Annotated in this window: 19 protein-coding genes, 1 tRNA gene and 1 pseudogene; 10 read left to right on the top strand and 11 right to left on the bottom strand. The window is 71.5% G+C overall.

Translation table 11 applies throughout. From position 1 onward, the window contains the following. Positions 1-40: 40 nt before the first annotated feature. Positions 41-1,252 carry a glycosyltransferase family 4 protein gene (locus O7621_RS04295; protein ID WP_282232832.1) on the top strand — a complete coding sequence of 404 codons (1,212 nt, stop codon included), beginning with the start codon at positions 41-43 and terminating at the stop codon, positions 1,250-1,252. A gap of 112 nt (positions 1,253-1,364) precedes the next feature. On the opposite strand, the gene O7621_RS04290 is transcribed toward O7621_RS04295, so the two are convergent. From O7621_RS04290 to O7621_RS04270, 5 genes are read right to left on the bottom strand one after another with little or no spacing between them, the layout of a single operon-like run. After that, positions 1,365-2,063, bottom strand: coding sequence for a CDP-alcohol phosphatidyltransferase family protein (locus O7621_RS04290; protein WP_282232831.1), 699 nt, complete (start codon positions 2,061-2,063; stop codon positions 1,365-1,367). A gap of 7 nt (positions 2,064-2,070) precedes the next feature. After that, a complete protein-coding gene (locus tag O7621_RS04285) occupies positions 2,071-3,138 on the bottom strand; it encodes an iron-containing alcohol dehydrogenase family protein (protein WP_282232830.1) in 1,068 nt (355 codons plus the stop codon). Beyond that, positions 3,126-3,857: a phosphocholine cytidylyltransferase family protein gene (locus tag O7621_RS04280; protein WP_282232829.1), complete on the bottom strand. Its 732-nt coding sequence runs from the start codon at positions 3,855-3,857 to the stop codon at positions 3,126-3,128. Before O7621_RS04280 ends, O7621_RS04285 begins: the two co-directional genes overlap by 13 nt. Positions 3,858-3,910: 53 nt before the next feature. Next, positions 3,911-4,708, bottom strand: coding sequence for a hypothetical protein (locus O7621_RS04275; protein ID WP_282232828.1), 798 nt, complete (start codon positions 4,706-4,708; stop codon positions 3,911-3,913). Then, positions 4,705-5,181 (bottom strand): NUDIX domain-containing protein, encoded by a 477-nt coding sequence (locus tag O7621_RS04270; RefSeq protein WP_282232827.1) that lies wholly within the window; start codon positions 5,179-5,181, stop codon positions 4,705-4,707. Before O7621_RS04270 ends, O7621_RS04275 begins: the two co-directional genes overlap by 4 nt. Before the next feature lie 103 nt (positions 5,182-5,284). Here O7621_RS04270 and O7621_RS04265 point away from each other — a divergent pair, with 103 nt between their 5' ends. Beyond that, on the top strand, positions 5,285-6,382 hold the full coding sequence (locus O7621_RS04265) for a PLP-dependent aminotransferase family protein (protein ID WP_282232826.1): 1,098 nt from the start codon (positions 5,285-5,287) through the stop codon (positions 6,380-6,382). Between the two features lie 171 nt (positions 6,383-6,553). After that, complete coding sequence (corA, locus tag O7621_RS04260) at positions 6,554-7,606, top strand: magnesium/cobalt transporter CorA (protein WP_282234449.1); 1,053 nt, start codon at positions 6,554-6,556, stop codon at positions 7,604-7,606. 36 nt (positions 7,607-7,642) lie between these two features. On the opposite strand, the gene O7621_RS04255 is transcribed toward corA, so the two are convergent. Further along, positions 7,643-8,200 carry a hypothetical protein gene (locus O7621_RS04255; protein WP_282232825.1) on the bottom strand — a complete coding sequence of 186 codons (558 nt, stop codon included), beginning with the start codon at positions 8,198-8,200 and terminating at the stop codon, positions 7,643-7,645. A 195-nt stretch (positions 8,201-8,395) separates the two neighbouring features. Here O7621_RS04255 and O7621_RS04250 point away from each other — a divergent pair, with 195 nt between their 5' ends. Further along, positions 8,396-8,923, top strand: coding sequence for a peptidylprolyl isomerase (locus O7621_RS04250; protein WP_278172488.1), 528 nt, complete (start codon positions 8,396-8,398; stop codon positions 8,921-8,923). A 155-nt stretch (positions 8,924-9,078) separates the two neighbouring features. Further along, the gene (locus O7621_RS04245) at positions 9,079-10,017 is read left to right on the top strand and encodes a rhomboid family intramembrane serine protease (RefSeq protein WP_282232824.1); all 939 of its coding nucleotides are present in this window, start codon (positions 9,079-9,081) and stop codon (positions 10,015-10,017) included. 30 nt (positions 10,018-10,047) lie between these two features. Here the strand turns inward: O7621_RS04245 and O7621_RS04240 are convergent. Then, positions 10,048-10,448, bottom strand: a pseudogene (locus tag O7621_RS04240) (PH domain-containing protein); the annotation flags it as partial. Between the two features lie 115 nt (positions 10,449-10,563). Here O7621_RS04240 and O7621_RS04235 point away from each other — a divergent pair. After that, the gene (locus tag O7621_RS04235; protein ID WP_282232823.1) at positions 10,564-11,751 is read left to right on the top strand and encodes a thiolase family protein; all 1,188 of its coding nucleotides are present in this window, start codon (positions 10,564-10,566) and stop codon (positions 11,749-11,751) included. A 55-nt stretch (positions 11,752-11,806) separates the two neighbouring features. Then, on the top strand, positions 11,807-12,259 hold the full coding sequence (locus tag O7621_RS04230) for a hypothetical protein (protein WP_282232822.1): 453 nt from the start codon (positions 11,807-11,809) through the stop codon (positions 12,257-12,259). A 57-nt stretch (positions 12,260-12,316) separates the two neighbouring features. On the opposite strand, the gene O7621_RS04225 is transcribed toward O7621_RS04230, so the two are convergent. Further along, a complete protein-coding gene (locus O7621_RS04225) occupies positions 12,317-12,493 on the bottom strand; it encodes a hypothetical protein (RefSeq protein WP_158632417.1) in 177 nt (58 codons plus the stop codon). 159 nt (positions 12,494-12,652) lie between these two features. On the opposite strand from O7621_RS04225, the gene O7621_RS04220 reads away from it, so the two are divergent. Continuing rightward, positions 12,653-13,360 carry a glycosyltransferase family 2 protein gene (locus tag O7621_RS04220; RefSeq protein ID WP_123606422.1) on the top strand — a complete coding sequence of 236 codons (708 nt, stop codon included), beginning with the start codon at positions 12,653-12,655 and terminating at the stop codon, positions 13,358-13,360. A gap of 54 nt (positions 13,361-13,414) precedes the next feature. Here the strand turns inward: O7621_RS04220 and O7621_RS04215 are convergent, their stop codons facing one another. Both O7621_RS04215 and O7621_RS04210 read right to left on the bottom strand, forming a co-directional pair. Beyond that, entirely contained in the window at positions 13,415-14,311 is an 897-nt protein-coding gene (locus O7621_RS04215; RefSeq protein ID WP_282232821.1) for a transketolase, read from the bottom strand. Continuing rightward, positions 14,304-15,155, bottom strand: coding sequence for a transketolase (locus O7621_RS04210; RefSeq protein WP_282232820.1), 852 nt, complete (start codon positions 15,153-15,155; stop codon positions 14,304-14,306). The genes O7621_RS04215 and O7621_RS04210 overlap by 8 nt, the downstream gene beginning before the upstream one ends. A 47-nt stretch (positions 15,156-15,202) precedes the next feature. Here O7621_RS04210 and soxR point away from each other — a divergent pair, with 47 nt between their 5' ends. Next, a complete protein-coding gene (soxR, locus tag O7621_RS04205; RefSeq protein ID WP_282232819.1) occupies positions 15,203-15,643 on the top strand; it encodes a redox-sensitive transcriptional activator SoxR in 441 nt (146 codons plus the stop codon). 26 nt (positions 15,644-15,669) lie between these two features. On the opposite strand, the gene O7621_RS04200 is transcribed toward soxR, so the two are convergent. Beyond that, positions 15,670-16,659, bottom strand: coding sequence for an NAD(P)H-quinone oxidoreductase (locus tag O7621_RS04200; RefSeq protein WP_282232818.1), 990 nt, complete (start codon positions 16,657-16,659; stop codon positions 15,670-15,672). Positions 16,660-16,832: 173 nt separating this feature from the next. Here O7621_RS04200 and O7621_RS04195 point away from each other — a divergent pair. Beyond that, positions 16,833-16,919, top strand: a tRNA-Ser gene (locus O7621_RS04195). The last annotated feature ends 158 nt before the right edge of the window (positions 16,920-17,077 follow it).

The raw sequence follows: 17,077 nt of genomic DNA, 5'->3' as shown, positions 1-17,077 counted from the left end.
ACGGTAGCGTCTGACGACGTCGAGCAGGAGGGTTGACCGGGTGAGAGTCGTCGTGGCGCACAACCGATACCGGCAGGCCCAGCCGTCCGGCGAGAACGTCATCGTCGACAGCGAGATCGACCAGTTGGCCGCAGCCGGTGTCGAGGTGATCCCGTTCCTGCGCAGCTCCGACGACATCCCGGCGCTGCCGGCCACCGGCAAGGCGCTGCTGCCGATCTCGCCCAGCTACGCCCCGGCCGCCCAACGTGACCTGGACCGGCTGCTCACCGAGCACCGACCGGACGTGCTGCACCTGCACAACCCGTACCCGCTGATCTCGCCCTGGGCGATCCGCACCGCGCACCGGCACCGGGTGCCGGTGGTGCACACCGTGCACAACTACCGGCAGGTCTGCTCGGCCGGGCTGTACTTCCGCGACGGTCGGATCTGCACCGACTGCCGGGGCCGGGCGATCGGCCTGCCCGGCGTGGTGCACCGCTGCTACCGCGGCTCCCGGGCGCAGAGCGCGGTGATGGCGGCGACCCTGGCCCTGCACCGGCCCACCTGGCGGTCGGTCGACCGGTTCATCGCGCTCACCTCGGCGGTCGCCGGGCACCTGCGGGACTACGGCGTCCCCGACGAGCGGATCGTGGTCAAGCCGAACGCGATCGCCGATCCCGGCCCGCCAGCACCGCTCGGCGACGGTTTCCTCTTCTTGGGCCGGCTCACTCCGGAGAAGGGCATCGGGCTGCTGCTCGACGCCTGGCAGCGGCACCCGGACGGGGCGCTCGGCACACTGCGGATCGGCGGCGACGGCGAGCTGCGGCCGCTGGTTGCCTCGGCCGCCGCGGGCCGCACCGACATCGACTTCCTCGGCCCGCTGGACAGATCAGCGGTACGCGACGCGCTGCGCACCAGCGCCGTGGTGCTGGCCGTCTCCACCTGGCACGACGTCCTGCCGACCGTGGTGATCGAGGCGTTGGCCAGCGGCCGGCCGGTGCTCGGCACCGCACTCGGCGGCATCCCGTACCTGGTCGGCGCCGACACTGGCACCGCTGGCACCGGCACCGCTGGCACCGGGGCTGCTGGCCCCGCCGGCTGGGTGGTACCGCCGGAGGCCGCCGCACTCTCCGCCGCCCTGCCGGTCGCCCGTGACGGCGCCGCCGCACTGGCCGGCGTCGCCCGCACCCGCTACGAGACCACCTTCCACCCCGACGTGGTGATGAAGCAGCACCTGGCCGTCTACGACGCGGTCGCCACCAGGATCAGTTGACCGCCACCAAGATCAGTTGACGAAAAACCGGCCGACACGCCGGTGCCATCCCGAATTTCCATCATGTGATCTTCAGGCCCGCGAGGGTGATCTTCCGGCCCGTGAGGGTCGGTCAGCGCAGGGCGGCGCGGGCCGAGAAGGTGATGCTGGCCAGCAGGAAGCCGCCGTTGACCACAGTGAACGCGGCGATCAGCCAGACCGTCAGCGCCGGAGCGGCGATCAGCACCAGCCCGGCGACGAAGATCACCGCGCCGTAGTCGCGGATCAGCTTCACCAGCCGTACGGGCAGCGAGGTCGAGGTGACCATGCTGGCTGCGTTCGGGCCGGCCTGCATCACCGAGGTCACCAGGTTCACCATCCAGGTGCCGGCGAACGCCGCGAGCAGCCACACCGGGGTCTCCGGCAGCTGCGCCACCGCCACCGCGGACAGCGCCGTGACCAGCGCGATCTGCGCGGCAACGTCGCAGAGCACGTCAACCCGGGCACCGGCCGCGCTGGTCTGCCCGGTTACCCGGGCCAACTGCCCGTCGGCGCAGTCCAGCGCGTACGCGATCTGCCAGCCGACCAGCGCGACCAGCCCGATCAGCCAGGCCGGGACGGAGCCGTCGGCCACCGCGTCGGCGGTCGCGATCACCACCACCGACGCGGCCAACCCGAGCAGCAGGTTCGTCACGGTCAGCACGGTCGGTGCCAGCCGCAGCCGGGCGGCGGCGTACGCGAACACCGCCCCCAGCCGCTGGCTGACCGCCTCGCTGAACAGCCCACCCCCTCTGTTCGCCTGAAAGAAGGCTTTCAGGAACGGGGTAGACACTGTTTGTTCACCTTGCGGGCATGCTGAGGGCACCGAGGTATTCTGCCAGCCGCTCCCGGACGGCATCCGCACCGAGGTGCAGGTGTTCCAGGACGGTGTACCGGTCCGGCCGGGTGTGCGGGGCGTGCAGCACGGCGGCGACGAAGTCGTCGTCGGTCAGCCCCAGGTCAGCGGGGCGTACCGGCAGCCCGTGCCGGCGCAGTGCCGCCGCCAACTGCCCGAACCGCAGCTGGTCCCCACGCAGGAAGGTGCAGAACAGCGCGCCCAGCCCGACCTGCTCGCCGTGCGAACCGGCACCGGGGTGCAGCAGATCGAGGGCGTGCGAGATCTCGTGGCAGCCGCCACTGGCCGGCCGGCTCGACCCGCACACCGCCATCGCGATCCCGCCCAGGATCAACGCCTCGGCGAGGGTGGTCAGGAACGCGTCGTCGCCGAGCCCGCCCGGATGGCTGATCAGCGCCTCCGCCCCGGTGCGGGCCAGCGTCACGGCGAGACCGTCGATCGGCTCGTCGCGGACCGCGTGTGCCAACTCCCAGTCGGCGACCGCGCTGAGGTTGCTCAACGCGTCGCCGATGCCGGCCCGGGTCTGCCGGTCCGGGCCGTCGGAGACGAAGTCCAGATCGACCACGATCGCCAGCGGGATGTGCACGCCGTACGACCCACGTCCGCCGTCGTGGTCCAGCGACGCCACCGGGGAGGCGATCCCGTCGTTGGCCAGGCTGGTCGCCACGCTAACCATCGGTACGGCGTACCGGGAGGCGGCGTACTTGGCGGTGTCGATGGTCTTGCCGCCGCCGATGCCGACGACCGCGTCGTAGGAACGTTGCCGCAGCTTCTCGCCCAGATCGTGGGCGGCGTCCAGAGTGCCGCCGGCGACGGTGAAGACGTCGGCCCGGCCGAGCCCGGGAGCGATCAGCTCGGCGATCCGCTCGCCCTGGCCGGGGCCGACCACCACGGCGACCTCGCCGCCGGCGGAGATCCGGCGGTCGGCGAGCAGCGTCCCCAGGCCGGCGACGGCACCCCGACGCACGTCGATGGCGAGCGGGGTGTGCACGGTACGGGCTAGTAGCGGCATGCGATGTCCCGAGCCTTGATCAGGTCGTCGTGGTTGTCCACCTCGACCCAGTCGACGTCGCCGATCGGCGCCGCCCGTACCTCGCCGCCACGGTCGGCGTACTCCTGGTAGCCGTCCTCGTAGTAGAGGTTGGGGTCGCGTCGCCAGGTCGCCTCCAGCGCCTCGGCGAGCCCGGCGGCGGCCGACGCCTCGATCAGCGTCGCGCCGATGTACTCGCCGTGCGCCTGCGCCGGATCCATCAGCTTGGTGATCCGGGTCAGCTGCCCGGCGTCGTCGAAGACGACCTTCATCTCCTCGTCGGCGAGCTTCTTGACCGTGTCGACCGCGAGCAGGATGCCCGGTCCGCGTCCGGCCAGCAGCGTCTGCTCGACGCTGGCCGGGTGCACGGTGTCGCCGTTGACCAGCAGCGCACCGGCGGCGAAGTGCTCCCGCGCCAGCCACAGCGAGTACGCGTTGTTCCATTCCTCGGCGCGGTCGTTGTCGACCAGGGTCAGTTTCACGCCGTGCCGGTCCTGCAGGTCGACCTGCCGGGTCCGGACCGCGTCCGCGGCGTAGCCGACGACGACGACCACGTCGGTGAGCCCGGCGGCGGCGAGGTTGCGCAGCCCGATGTCCAGGATCGTGGTCTCCCCGTCGACCGGTACCAGCGCTTTCGGCAGAGTGTCGGTGTACGGCCGCAGCCGCCGTCCCGCTCCGGCAGCGAGCACGAGACCGATCATCAGACGGTCCTCCTGGTGAGGGGTGGGTGGGGTACCGGTGGAGGATAGCGGCATCAGCCGGGTAGCGCGGCGAGGTCGGCGAGCAGCGCCAACCGCTGCTCCGGCTCCAGCGACTGGTACGGGCCGGCGGCCCGGCGGTCGGTCTCCTGCTCGATGGCCAGCCGGGCCGGGCCGGGCGGCAGGTCGACGATGCTGCGGGCGGTGTGCCCGGCGGCGGTCCAGGCGGCGGCGTGCGCGTCGGCCCGGTGGTAGCGCAGCACGGTGAGCCGGTCGAGCAGCAGCACCCCGGCCGGGGTGCCCTCCGGCTCGTACGGCGGGGCGACCGCGCGGAACGCGTCCTGCCCGCCTGCCGCCAGCCCGTCGGTGTCCTGCCCGCCGGTGTCACTACCGGCCAGCGCGGCGGACAGCAGCCGGCCGGTCAGTTCGACCAGCCGGACCAGCCGGGCCGCGTGTCCGGCACCCCAGATCTGCCCGGTGACCGCGGCGTGCAGCGCATACAGGTCGGTGAGGAAGGCGGCGCCGCGTTCGGTGGCCCGCAGCGTCCCGTCCGGATGGCGTACCAGCATCCCGTACGCGACCTGCTTGTCCAGCACCCGCTGGCAGCTCGCCGGGTCCTGGTAGCGGGTGACGGCGGCGAACCCGGCGGCGTCGACCAGGCCGTTCGGCGCGGCCAGCCGGGTCCGCAGGTCGACGAGGTAGCCGACGGCGGCCGGACCGCCGTACCGCTGACGCAGCTCGGCCCCGGCGGTGTCGGCGGCGGCCATCGCGGCCCGGTGCACCCGGTCGACGACGGGGGCGGTGAGCGCCGCGCACCGGTGACCGGGCAGCCACAGCTGGTCGCCGGCGCTCACAGGCCCAGGGAACGCAGTACGGCGAAGCCGTTCTCGGCGATCCGCCGGATCAGCCCGTCGTTGATGTGAGCCGATTCGTCGAGCACGTCGAGCGCGTCGGCGGCGAGCCAGCGGAACTCGGTGTGCTTGCCGGCTTCGAGCTGTGGATTGGCCAGGTCGCCGTCGACCCGTACCAGATAGTCGAGCTCGACCCGGGCGATGCCGTCGTTGCCGACGTAGGTGTACTCGCCGACCTCGGCGAGGATGTGGGAGACGGTCCACCCGGTCTCCTCGTGTACCTCCCGGTGCAGGGCTTCGATCGGCGTCTCGCCGGCTTCGAGGTGGCCGCCGGCGATGTCCCAGGTGTCGGGGAACAGCCGACGCTGCGGCGAGCGGCGCTGGAAGAAGATCCGGCCGTCGTCGTCGACGATCAGCGCCGCGACGCAGCGCAGCGGTTCGCTGGCTGCCGCACGGTCGGGGGGTGGGGCGGACACGCCTGTGACCCTAGCGAGCACCCCGGGGGAAGAACCAGGACCAGCATGTGTGCTGGCGCACCGGCCGACGGTGATCGGCCGGGCAGGTCGTACGCTGGCACCCATGAGCGCCGAGCAGCTGATCTCGTTCGCCCGTGGGGCGCCCTCGCTGGACATCGTCGACATCGACGGGCTGAAGGCCGCCGCCGGCCGGGCCTTCGACGCGGACCCGGCCGGGGTGACCGCCTACGGCACCTCCGTCGGCTACGTTCCGTTGCGCCGCTGGATCGCCGACAAGCATCGGGTCGCGCCGGAGCAGGTGCTGGTGACCAACGGGTCGCTGCAGGCCGACGCGTTTCTCTTCGACCACCTGGTGAAGCCGGGCGACGCGGTGGTGGTGGAGCGGCCGACGTACGACCGGACACTGCTCAACCTGCGCCAGCTCGGTGCCGAGGTGCACCCGGTGACGCTGCAGCCGGACGGGCTGGACACCGACGAGCTGCGCAAGCTGCTGGAGTCCGGGGTGCGGCCGCGGCTGGCGCACGTCATCCCGAACTACCAGAACCCGGCCGGGGTGACGCTGTCGCTGCCGAAGCGGCGGGCGTTGCTGGAGCTCGCGGCCGAGTTCGGGTTCACCATCTTCGAGGACGACCCGTACGCCGACATCCGGTTCCGCGGCGAGGCGCTGCCGTCGATGCTCGCGCTGGACACTGCCGGCGTGGTGGTGCACGCCTCCAGCTTCACCAAGACGGTCTGCCCGGGCGTGCGGGTCGGCTACCTGGTCGGCGAGGCCACTCTGATCAAGGAGATCGCGGCGCGCGCCACGAACCTGTACATCTCGCCGGGCATGGTGGCCCAGGCGATCGTGCACCAGTTCTGCGTCTCCGGTGACCTGGACCGGTCGATCACCACGGTGCGCACCGCGCTGGCCGAGCGCGCCCGGGTGCTGGCCGAGTCGTTGCGCAAGCACATCCCGGGGGTACGGTTCACCGAGCCGGACGGCGGGTACTTCCTCTGGGTCGACCTACCTGACGACGTGGCGGTGGACGCGCTGGTGCCGGCGGCCGCGCAGCGCGGTGTCGCGGTGGTCAAGGGCAGTGACTTCCTGCTCGACGGCGGCGAACACGCGCTGCGGTTGGCGTACTCGGCGGTCACCGTCGACCAGATCGACGAAGGCGTCCGCCGGTTGGCGGCCGCGATCGACGAGGTACGCGCGGGGTAGCCGGTTGGCGTCTCTGCCGGCTTCGGCCGGCCGGGTGCCGGGGAGCCGGAGTGCCGGGAAGGAGACGGGCGGATGGCGGACCAGGACCGTGGGCAGCAGCGGTGGCCGGACGGCGGGAGCAGCCGGGCGTTGTCGCGGGCCTGGACGGCCCCGGTCCGGGCGGTCAGCCGGATGCTCACCTCGACCGAGACCCCGCTCGCGCCGGACCCGTCGCCGGTTGAGGAACGCAGTGGGGTGGTCGACTGCGCGCTCTACATCGACGGCATCCGCCAGCCGGGCTCGTGGCAGCATCCCGAGGCGCTGGCGACCGCCCGCCGGGAGCGCAACGCGTTCGTCTGGCTGGGGCTGCACGAGCCGAGCCTGGCCGAGATGGCCGGCATCGCCGACACCTACGGGCTGCACGAGCTGGCCGTGGAGGACGCGGTCAAGGCCGAGCAGCGACCGAAGCTGGAGCAGTTCGGCGAGGTCAACTTCCTGGTGCTGCGGACCGCCCGGTACGTCGACCACGAGAAGCTGACCGGCGACTCGGAGGTGGTGGAGACCGGCCAGGTGATGCTGTTCATCGGGCAGGGTTTTGTGATCAGCGTGCGGCACGGCGACGCCTGCCGGCTGGCGCCGGTGCGGGCCGACCTGGAACGCAACCGGGACCTGATGGTGCAGGGGCCGTGGGCGGTGGCGTACGCGATCACCGACCGGGTGGTGGACCTCTACCTGGAGGTGGTGGACCGGGTGGAGACCGACCTGGACACCGTCGAGGCGGACGTCTTCTCGCCCGAGGCCAGTGACAAGGTGCACGAGATCTACCAGCTGAAGCGGGAGCTGGTGGAGTTCAAACGCACCGTCGCGCCGCTGCAGCGGCCGATGATGACCCTGACCGCCGAGATCAACGAGGACGTGCCGGCCGAAATCCGCCGCTACTTCCGGGACGTGCAGGACCACCTCAGCCGGGTGGTGGAGCAGGTCAACGCGTACGACGACCTGCTGAACTCGATTTTGCAGGCCCGGCTGGCGCAGGTGACCGTGGCGCAGAACAACGACATGCGCAAGATCGCCGCCTGGGCCGGTATCGCCGCGGTGTGGACCGCGTTGGCCGGCATCTACGGGATGAACTTCGAGTTCATGCCGGAGACCGGTTGGGAGTTCGGCTACCCGGTCGTGCTCGCCCTGATGCTGAGCATCTCACTGGTGCTGTACCGGTCGTTCCGGCGCAACGGTTGGCTCTGACAACCGCCAACCGTGCGCCGGTCCGACCGCCGGTGCTCAGGCGCGCCCGTTGTGGGCGGTCGTCGTCGGGTCGCTGTCCATCGCCGAGATCGGGTCGCCGTGCGGCTTGCCGCCGTCGGCCGGCTTCGGCGTGACCGACTCGTGGGTGGCACTGCCGGCCGCCCGCATCGTGTCCAGCGCCTGACCCGGGTCGTACTCCTCCCACTGGGCGGCCTGGCGACGCCGTACCGCGATGGTGCCGATCGCGGCTCCCGCCGCGAGCACGCCGACGATCATCGGCCAGCGGCGGCGGCTGTGCTTGGCACGCTTCGACGGGGTGAGCTTCGCCTTCATCGCCGGCATCGCGGTCCGTCTCGCTACCTTCATGTTTTTCATGTTCTTCGTCTTCGCCTTCCTGGTTGCCCGGCGGGCCTGGCGGGCGCCGTCGGCGGCGGCCACCGCCAGTGGTGCCAGCGTGGCCATGGTCGCGGTCATGCCCTGGGACGCGGAGCCGCGTACCCGGTCGGCGGTGGGCGCCACCGCGTCCCGGGCGGCGTGGATCCGGGGTCCGACGGTGGCCCCCACGCCCCCGGCCGCGTGCGTCGCTGCCTGCATGAAATGATCTAGGCTCTCGCCGAGCTCCACTCGGACGAGGTCCCGCCGCCTGGCGCGCCTGGAGATCCTCAACACCGCTGCCTACCTCCTGTGCCGTCGTTACGCCGTCATCCTCCACCTTCGGGTGCCTCCGTGTGACCGGATCGGGCACATGGGAGGATCCGCATGGAACTGACCAACAACTGAGGAGTACCCGTGGCTGAGGCTGTCTACGCCACCTTGCACACCAATCACGGACCGATCCGGTTGGAGCTGTTCGCCAACCACGCACCGAAGACGGTCCGCAACTTCGTCGAGCTCGCCGAGGGCACTCGCGAGTACACCGACCCGCGTACCGGTCAGCCGGGCAGCGGTCCGTACTTCGACGGCACCATCTCGCACCGTGTGATCAGCGGGTTCATGATCCAGATGGGCGACCCGACCGGCACCGGTCGGGGCGGTCCGGGCTACACGTTCGCCGACGAGTTCCACCCGGAGCTGCGCTTCGACCGTCCGTACCTGCTGGCGATGGCGAACGCCGGACCGGGCACCAACGGTTCGCAGTTCTTCATCACGGTCAGCGCGACCACCCACCTGAACAACCGGCACACGATCTTCGGTCAGGTGGCGGACCAGGACTCGGCGAAGGTCGTCGACTCGATCGCGAACACGCCGACCAACCCGGCGGACCGTCCGCTCAGCGACGTGGTGATCAACCGCGTGGAGATCGAGCGGGTCGGCTGAAGCCGACCGGTTACGAGGCGGCCGCCGCGAAACTCGCCGGGTAACCTTGGCGCTCATGAACGAGCACCGGGTTGCCGGCTCTCGGCACGGGCCGCCGGCTCCGGCGCGGGTCGTCGTCCCCGGCGCGGTGAGGTGGCGTGCAGTGAGGTGGCGTGATGAGTGATCCGGCCCCGACGGTGCCGGTCTGCTACCGGCACACGTCCCGGGAGACCTGGGTCAGGTGCGCCCGGTGCGAGCGGCCGATCTGCCCCGACTGCATGCGGGACGCGGCGGTCGGGCACCAGTGCCCGGAGTGCGTCGCCGAAGGGCGACGGACCCAACGGTCGGCGCGCACTGCCTTCGGTGGCAGTGCCGCCGGCCAACAGGGCACCGTCACCAAGGTCCTGATCGGCATCAACGCGGTCGTCGCCCTGATCGGGGTGGCGATCTCCGGCGGCGGCTCGCTGCTCGGTGCCGGGCTCTTCTCGGCCGCCGGGCGGCTGCACGCGTTCGGCGGGGTCATCGGCCCGGACGTCACCGTCCGGGCCAACGGCACCGTCCTCGCCGGGGCGCTGCCCGGGTACGGCGACGTCTTCGTCGGCATCGACGGCGGCGGCGTCTACCGGCTGATCACCGCGATGTTCATCCACTACGGGCTGCTGCACCTGCTGTTCAACATGTGGGCACTGTGGGTGCTCGGCCGCAACCTGGAGGCGGTGCTCGGGCCGGCCCGGTTCCTCGCGCTGTATCTGATCGCCGGGCTCGGCGGCAACGTCGCGGCCTACCTGGTCGACCCGGGTGCGCTGTCCGCCGGCGCGTCCACCGCGGTCTTCGGCTTGTTCGCCGCGTTCTTCATCGTGCTGCGCCGGCTGAAGCGGGACACCTCAGCGGTGGTCGGCATCCTGGTGATCAACTTGATCCTGACCTTCACCGTGTCCAGCCTGTCGATCGCCGGTCACCTCGGCGGTCTGATCACCGGCGGGTTGATCGGGGTGATCCTGGCCTACGCTCCGCGTACCAACCGCACCGTCGTGCAGGCGGTCGGTGCCGGTGCCGTGCTGCTCTTCCTGATCCTGGTCACGGTGGCCCGGATAGCCCTGGTGCACGCCGGCTGACGGTCCGGGCGCGGCCGGGCGCAGGTTCCGCGGCGCCGCCCGCTGCAGCGCCGCCGCGACGTCGTCCGGCGAGGCGCCACCCAACTCGTTGCCGCCGATCAGGTGCAGCGAGTCGCCCGCGTCGATCTCCAACAACTCGCTGCGGATGCCCCGGTGGCCCCGGCGGTCCACGCTGATCGACTCGATCCGGTCCCAGGCGATGGTGTGCCGGCGGCGAAACCGGTTACGACGCCGACCCCGTCCGGCCCGGCGGTCAGCCGTACCGGCACCACCAGGTCGCGGACCGCCCAGCCGACCAGACCGGTGGCGGCAAGCAGCGCGAGGACCAGCCGGACCGGATCCCCGTCGCCGAGGAACAGGCCGGCGGCGCCGATCAGTACGGCGACCGCGATCTTGCCGGCCGGGACCTTGCCGGCGACCCGCCAGGTCAGCTCCAGGGGTTCGCTGTGCACCGGTCAAGGATGGCTGTGCACCGGCAGAGGATGCCAGTCGCGCGGGTCGCGGCGTACGATTCGGGGAACGATAGTTACCCGGGAGTAGGTAGGCATGAGGGACGCGGTCATCGTCGGAGCGGTCCGGACCCCGATCGGGCGACGCAAGGGTGCCCTGGCATCGGTGCACCCGGTTGAACTGTCCAGCCACGTGCTGCGGGCGCTCGCCGAGCGGACCGGTCTCGATCCGGCCGACGTCGATGACGTCGTCTGGGGCTGTGTGTTCCAGGCGGGCGACCAGAGCTGGAACATCGGGCGCAACGCCGTACTCGCGGCCGGCTGGCCGGAGTCGGTGCCCGGCACCACCGTCGACCGGCAGTGCGGGTCCAGCCAGCAGGCGCTGCACTTCGCGGCAGCCACGGTGATCGCCGGCCAGGCCGACCTGGTGGTGGCCGGCGGCGTCGAGTCGATGACCCGGGTGCCGATGGGGGCCAGCACCGGTGCCGGACGGCCGTTCGGCGACCAGGTGCGGGACCGGTACCGGGGGGTCGACGGCGTGGTCGCGGACGATCCCGTCCCGTTCAACCAGGGGGTCGGTGCCGAACTGATCGCGCGGCGCTGGGGGTTGTCGCGCACCGCGTTGGACGAGTTCGCGCTGACCAGCCACCAGCGGGCGGCGGCCGCCCAGGACGCCGGCGAGTTCGACGCCGAGATCGCGCCGGTGCCGGTCACCGACGCCGCCGGGCCCGACGCCGACAAGTTCGGTGCCGACGAGGGCATCCGCCGGGACACCTCACTGGCGAAGCTCGGTGAGCTGGCCACCCCGTTCCGGGCCGACGGGGTGGTGACCGCAGGCTCCGCGTCACAGATCTCCGACGGCGCGGCGGCGCTCGCGGTGACCACCTCGGAGTGGGCCCGGGCACACGGCGTACGGCCGTTGGCCCGGGTGCACACCGCCGTGGTGGCCGGTGACGATCCGGTGATGATGCTGACCGCCCCGATCCCGGCGACGGCGAAGGCGTTGCGCCGGTCCGGGCTCGACCTGACCGACATCGGGGCGTACGAGGTCAACGAGGCGTTCGCGCCGGTTCCGCTCGCCTGGCTGGCCGAGACCGGTGCGGACCCGGCCCGGCTGAACCCGCGTGGCGGCGCGATCGCGCTGGGCCATCCACTCGGGGCCAGCGGCGCCCGGATCATGACCACGATGCTGCACCACATGCGCTCCAACGGCATCCGGTACGGGCTGCAGACGATGTGTGAGGGCGGCGGGATGGCCAACGCGACCATCGTGGAAATTCTGTAGCTGAAATTTCGCCGTTACCCCGAGTCATTGAGCGTTGACGTGTCGTTAACACGACATGGACGTCTTCTCCCGCACGTTCCTGCCGGCGGCGGCAGAGACCGCCGTCCCGATCTCGACCACCAGCCGGCACATGCCGGTGTTCCGCCGCTGTGTCTCGCCCAACGAACGCACCGTGCTCGTCACCCGGTGCCAACGCCCCGACCAGTCGATGCAGGGTGACTACCTGCTCCTGTTGACCCGGCGGCGACTGGTGGTGACCCAGGAGACACTGCTGTGGCGCCGGCTGCGGCTGCACCTCAACAGCGAACTGCGTCACCTCGACCACGTCACCTGGACCACCGATCCGCGGGCCGGCATCGTCGAGCTCGCGGTCACCGCCGTCGACGGCATCCGGGAACGGTTCCTCATCAAGGCCGGCGACCCGGCCCGGGCCAGCCACATCGAAGCCCTGTTCGGCTACGCGTTCCTGGCCCGCCCGTTGGACGCCCGCAGCGGTGCCGCCGCCTGACTGGCGGTGCCCGGCCGCCGGCATGCGGCGTAGTCGTAACGGCCGGCGACCAGCCGGTCACGGACCGGCGATCGGCGACTGGATCGACCCGGAACAAGCCGAGCACTTCAACCACACCTCGCGGGTGCGGCCACTGATCAGGGCGAAGGTGAAGGCCTTACCGGCGCCGAGGCATTTCGGGCAGATCGGCGGCCGCCGTCTCCTCGGTCCCGGCAGGTCATCTTTCTCGCCCATGGGGCGAGATTACCGCCCACCATTACTCCGAGTGGAAGTCGACCACCGCCGAAAATCTTTCGGCGACCTGGGGGTGCACCTGCGGCTCGCCGGGCCGGTACGCCTCTACGGGTTGGGCTAGTCTAGGTCCACTGCCACCGTACGCATTCGGAGACCACCGTGAAGCTCTCGATCCTCATGCCGGTCTACAACGAGGAGGCGCGGGTCGGCGATGCCCTCAAACAGGCGCTCGCTGTCGACTATCCGTGCGAGATCGAGTTCCTGGTCGTCGACGACGGCAGCCGGGACGGCACCGGTGCGATCCTGGAGAGCGTCGACGACGCACGGCTGCGGGTGATCACCCATCCGCGTAACGCCGGCAAGGGCGCGGCGATCAAGACCGCAGTGGATTCCGCCGAGGGTGACTACATGGTGATCCTCGACGCGGACCTGGAGTACGACCCGCAGGACATCCCGAAGCTGCTCGAGCCGGTGCTGGACGGTCGGGCCACGGTGGTCTACGGCAATCGGACCTTCGGCAGCCACAGCGCCTACAGCTTCTGGTATGTGATGGGCAACAAGGCCGTGACCACGGCGGCGAATGTGATGTTCAACTCCTACATCGGCGACCTGGAGACCTGCTTCAAGCTGCTGCCGCTGTCGTTGTACCGCTCACTCGACGTGCGCTCGCGCGGGTTCGGCATGGAGGCGGAGGTCACCGGCAAGCTGCTGCGTCGCCGGATCCGCCCGTACGAGGTGCCGATCTCCTACCGGGCCCGGGGCCGTGAGGAAGGCAAGAAGATCACCTGGAAGGACGGGGTCGAGGCACTGTGGATCCTGGGTCGGGAGCGGACCCGGCGCCAGGGGCGTGCCGTCCCCGGCGCCTGAGCCCCGCCGTCTCCCGCCCCGCCGTCTCTCTGGTAAACCGCTGACGAATGCCGGTCAGCCGGTGACGAACCGGGTGACCGAGCGCCGCAGCCCGGCCGGGTCCAGCCCGTGCCAGCGGTCGTGGTCCGCCGCACTGCCGTACCGATGCAGGTCGTCCCGGCCGACCCCCAACGACAGCAGCCGGTGCGGCCGGTCCGCCAGCGCCGCGCCGACCAGGTGACTCGACGTGCCGGCCAGGTACGGCTCGACCAGCACCACCACCGGGTCGACATAGTCGACGAGCGTCCGTAGGCCGGTGACGTCGAACGGGCGCGGCGTGTTCGTGTACGCCACCGTCACGTCCAACCCGGCGACCGCGTCCAGCGTCGCATCGAGCATCGGGCCGACCGCGACGACCACCGGGGCTCCCCCGCTGCCCCGACGCACCGTCACCAGTCGACCCGACACCCCGTCACCATGTGCGCTGTGGTTACCGCGCGCGGCCAGCCGCAGGTAAACGGCGTCGTCGTGACCGGCCGCCGCCCGCAGCAACGGCCCGACCTCGTCCGGATGGCCCGGTACGTGCACCGTCCACGACCCGGCCGTGTCCAGCAGCGCCACGTCACCAGGGGACATGTGGGTGCGGCCCTCCGCCGCCGCGTCGTACGACCCGCCGATGCTGACCAGCACCGCGCCGACGCCCTGGTGGTCGAGGTCGAGCTTGATCTGCTCGTACGCCCGGTCGACCAGGAACGGCGCGTAGGAGTGGGCGATGGCCCGCAGCCCGGTCAACGCCAGCCCGCCGGCCACGCCGATCATCAACTGTTCGCGGATGCCGACGTTGAGCACCCGGTCGGGGTGCCGGCGGGCGGCCGGGGCGAACGCGTCGGCCGAGATGTCGGCCAGCACCAACGCGGTACGCGGATCGTCGTCCAGCAGGCCGGTGGTGGCGCGGGTGAAGGCGTCACGCATGGCCGTTCTCCTTGCTACCCGAGGTGGTGTACTCGCCCGGCTCCGACGCGGCGTACTTGGCCGGGGTCCGGGCGACCACCAGGTGCGGGTGTACCCCGTCGTGTCCGGTCAACGCGTCGGTCAGTGCCTCGTGGTCGCGGCCGTCGACGATCGTCGTGGTCCAGCCGTTGACGCTGAACCGGCTGGCCAACCCGCCGGGCCAGCCGTGGGTGGCCGAGTCGTTGTCGACGACGATCGCGGTCAGCTCGGCGAGCTGCCGGCTGCCGGCGTACGCGATCGCCTCGTGGTTCGACCCCTCGTCGAGCTCGGCGTCGCCGACCAGGACGTAGACCCGGGCTCCGCCGACCCGACCGGCCCGACCGACCCCGCCAGCCCCGCCGGCCCGATTGGCCCCGCTGGCCTGGTCGGTCAGGCCCTGGGCGCGCAGACCGAGCAGCATGCCGACGCCGAGGCCGAGCCCGTGCCCGAGGGAGCCGGAGCCGATCTCCACCCCGGGCACCAGCAGCCGGTCCGGGTGGTGACCGAGCGGGCTGTCCGGCCCGGCCAGGTCGTCGAGCCAGGCGTCGGGGATGAACCCCTTAGCGGCGAGTACGGCGTAGTAGGCGGCCGGCCCGTGCCCCTTGGACAGCAGGAACCGGTCGCGGTCGGCGGCGTCGACGGTCTGCGGACTGATCCGCAGAATCCGGTCGTAGAGGACCCAGAGGACGTCCAACGTCGAGTTGGCGCTGGGCTCATGCTTCTCGTCGCCGGTGATCCGGCGCAGCAGCGGCGGAAGGGCCGCGTACCCGGTGTCGGTGGGCGGCTGATGCGGCGGTGCGACCGGGCTGGCTACGAAGGCTGACATGGCCCTACCCTGCAAGTTGAAGTTGACTTCAACTCAAGGGTGTTGTGATGCAGCGGACACTGACCATCGGCGATCTGGCCGCCCGGTCCGGGGTGGCACCGTCCGCCCTGCGGTACTACGAACGGATCGGGCTGGTCCGGAGCGGTCGTACCGGCGGAAACCAACGCCGGTACGACCGCTCCGAGCTGCGCCGGGTCGCGTTCATCCGGATCGCCCAGCAGATCGGGGTGCCGCTGGACGAGATCCGCCAGGCGCTGGACGAGCTGCCCGAGTCGCGTACCCCGACGAAGGCCGACTGGGCGCGGCTGTCCCAGCGCTGGCAGGCCCGGCTCGACGAGCGGATCGCGCTGCTCACCCGGCTGCGCGACGACCTGACCGGGTGCATCGGCTGCGGCTGCCTGTCGCTGCGGTCGTGCACGCTGTACAACCCGGCGGACCGGCTGGCCGCCACCGGCCCCGGCCCGCGCATCCTGCTCGATGGTGGCTAGCTTTCCCGGCGGCGGCTGGCTTGCGGCTAGCTTTCCCCGGCCACCAGCAGCACCTTGCCCAGATGGTCGCTGCCCTCGACGATCCGATGCGCCTGCGTTGCCTGCGCCATCGGCATCCGGCGGTCGATGACCGGGCGGATCGCACCCGAGGCGACCAGCGGCCAGACCTGGTCGTGCACCCGGCGGACGATCTCCGCCTTTTCGGCGGGCGGCCGGGACCGCAACGTGGTCGCGAAGATCGTGGCCCGCTTGGTCAGCAGCGCACCCAGGTTCAGCTCGGCGGTGCGGCCGCCCTGCAACCCGATGATCGTCAACCGGCCGCCGGTGGCCAGCGTCCGGACGTTGCGCTCCAGGTAGGCGCCGCCGATGATGTCGAGGATCACGTCCACCCCGCCGTCACCGTCGCCGGTCAACTCGCGGGCGCGGGCGACGAAATCCTCCGTGGAGTAGTCGATCGTATGGTGGGCGCCGAGCGCCCGCAGCTGTTCGTGCTTGGCCGCGCGGGCGGTGGTCAGCACGGTCGCGCCGAGTGCCGCACCGAGCTGGATGGCGAAGGTGCCGATCCCGCTGCCGCCGCCGTGCACCAGCAGCGACTCGCCGGCCCGCAGCCCGGCCAGCTTGACCACGTTCGACCAGACGGTGCAGGCCACCTCGGGCAGCGCGGCGGCGTCGACCAGGCTCAGCCCGGCCGGCACCGGCAGCAGCTGCCCGGCGGGCACGGCGACCCGCTCGGCGTACCCGCCGCCGGCCAGCAGCGCGCACACCTGGTCGCCGACCTTGTGGTGGGAGACGTCCGCGCCGACCGCGCTGATCACCCCGGAGCATTCCAATCCGAGGTACGGCGACGCGCCCGGCGGCGGTGGGTAGTGTCCCTGCCGTTGCAGCAGGTCGGCCCGGTTGACGGCGGTCGCGGCGACGTCGACGATCACCTCGTCCGGGCACGGGGTGGGGTCGGGCACCTCGGCCCGGACCAGGGCGTCGGGTCCGCCGGGCTGCGGCACGGTGATCGCGTACATGGGATAAGTCTTACCGGGTCGGCCCGTGTGCCGCCCGGCGAACCCGGCTGGTGAATCCTGATGGCACCCTCGGCTACCGCCGCGTTAACCTGCGGCGCGGAGTGCCGTCGGACGTCCGTGGCACACTAGGGCACAGTGACGCGGTGGCCGACCGTCCCCGGCCCGCCGCACCGGGAGGGCTCGCCTAGTGGCCGATGGCGCTGGTCTTGAAAACCGGTAAGGCAGCAATGTCTTCGTGGGTTCGAATCCCACGCCCTCCGCTCCAGCAAGCAAGTGTCCGTCCGGGGCGAGACCGTATACGATCGGACCGCCAGGCAACTACTGAGAGTTGTTCCAGCGGTCGTCCTCAGCTGGCGGGACGGGTCGGTCCGTAACGTCGGGCGGTAGTGGGCGGGCCAAGGCCAGTTCCCGCCGGGGC

Source organism: Solwaraspora sp. WMMD937 (assembly GCF_029581175.1).
In the GTDB taxonomy this organism is placed as follows: domain Bacteria; phylum Actinomycetota; class Actinomycetes; order Mycobacteriales; family Micromonosporaceae; genus Micromonospora_E.
Note: the sequence above shows the minus strand (reverse complement) of the source record. Positions and strands in the feature narration are given on the sequence as shown.